Annotated in this window: 2 protein-coding genes; both read right to left on the reverse strand. The window is 41.3% G+C overall.

Translation table 11 applies throughout. The features are described 5' to 3' along the window. Positions 1-136 precede the first annotated feature (136 nt). Positions 137-379: a hypothetical protein gene (locus CGZ75_RS24230; RefSeq protein WP_089527007.1), complete on the reverse strand. Its 243-nt coding sequence runs from the start codon at positions 377-379 to the stop codon at positions 137-139. A 13-nt stretch (positions 380-392) separates the two neighbouring features. After that, positions 393-1,486, reverse strand: a 1,094-nt coding sequence (locus tag CGZ75_RS24235; protein WP_217900101.1) for a TNT domain-containing protein, incomplete at its 5' end; no start/stop codon positions are given.

The following is a 1,486-nucleotide window of genomic DNA, read 5'->3' on the forward strand; positions in this document are numbered from 1 at the left end:
TTTTTCATTCACCTTAATGAATTCATTTCTGAAAATTCAATCAGCTTATGTACTGAGGTTTTATGCAACGCTAGTGATTTGTTATATGTGTTATTGTTTGAATGATTGGTTTATTCGGCACTGGGTATTCCGAGTATTATAGTTCACTTAGTATTTTATCCGCCCTTAACCTTTCAATAAAGTCTTCCAATGCATCACTCTCAGAATCGTATACCACTTCAGAGATTACACTTTCTCTCTCATCTGCAGTAAAGACACTCCACCTTGTAGATACCTCACTAATTACAACTTCATTCGCTCTAAGAACATGGTCACCGTACCAATTGAAATTCTTTAATTTTTCAGTTTCGATTATCTTTAACGCTTCTTCTCTTGTCATACAAATCACTCTCCTAGTTAACTTTTACCAACAACCCTAAATCCTCCAACATATTAACTGGCAATGGTAATTCAAACTGAATACCTCCACCCGAAGAACCAAAACCTTCTGCAATATTACCTTTCTGTACCTTTAGTTCATCGAATGATATTTTAAATTTTTTCATATATGCTTCAGCCTTCAATCTAACATTTACATCAGGACATTGCTGAATATAAATCTTTAAATCGTTGAAATCCCCTATCACTTCGTACTGATAATATTTTGTTACATCCTCAACATAAGGCAATGACCTTTGATCATAATTATATGGTTTACCATCCAAAACAGGTGAAGTATATCTACCATTGGGCGGTCCGTACCTATCAATAATGTCTCCTGTTTTCGGTACAAATACATCTTTTATTGCATTCCCGTTTCTATCCAGGACATAACCACCGTTAGGAACTTCCGACCATTTAATCGAACCATCTGCATTTAGTACGCTTCGGTCTTTTGGTATCTGTATTTCATCTGGCCACTTACCTAATGATGCAAATTCATCAGCATAATTTGTTCCGTTATAAGCGTCCATTTTCTTAAGATAAACCGTAAGTTCGTCTGTATTGCATCTCGATGTCTTTAACAGATCATCAACAAGATCTCCCGTCCCCGCAATCCCTCTAAGGCCCTCCACCTTAGCAAATCCTACCTGCTCTTGCGGACTTGCCGCAACAATAGGTTTTGTACCTGGGGTGTTGAAGTTAGGCTCTGCTACTGGTTTAACGTTAATCTTTTTCAATACCCCTGAGACGATTCGGCCTCCGGCATGCCCAGCTATATCGCCGGCTCCTGCAAGCGCAGAGTCCATAGCCACATTTCCTAACCGCTTGCCCACGTTCTGGCTGCCATCTTGGCGAAAATCTGTCGCGGCATCAGACAACTCGGATGCGCTGCTGTAAATCGCCCCCGATGTCGTCGTTCGGACTGCAGTGGGGCTCAGTTTACCCAACCATGTTGGCGACCCAATTTTGACGTACCTAAAAGGCAGCAGAAATCCAATTCCCTCTCCAGCCAGTTCGCCCGCTCTCTTCCCATAGCGATCATCCAGTGGATCCACATAGCCTT

The sequence above is a fragment of the Paenibacillus herberti genome, from assembly GCF_002233675.1.
In the GTDB taxonomy this organism is placed as follows: domain Bacteria; phylum Bacillota; class Bacilli; order Paenibacillales; family Paenibacillaceae; genus Paenibacillus_O; species Paenibacillus_O herberti.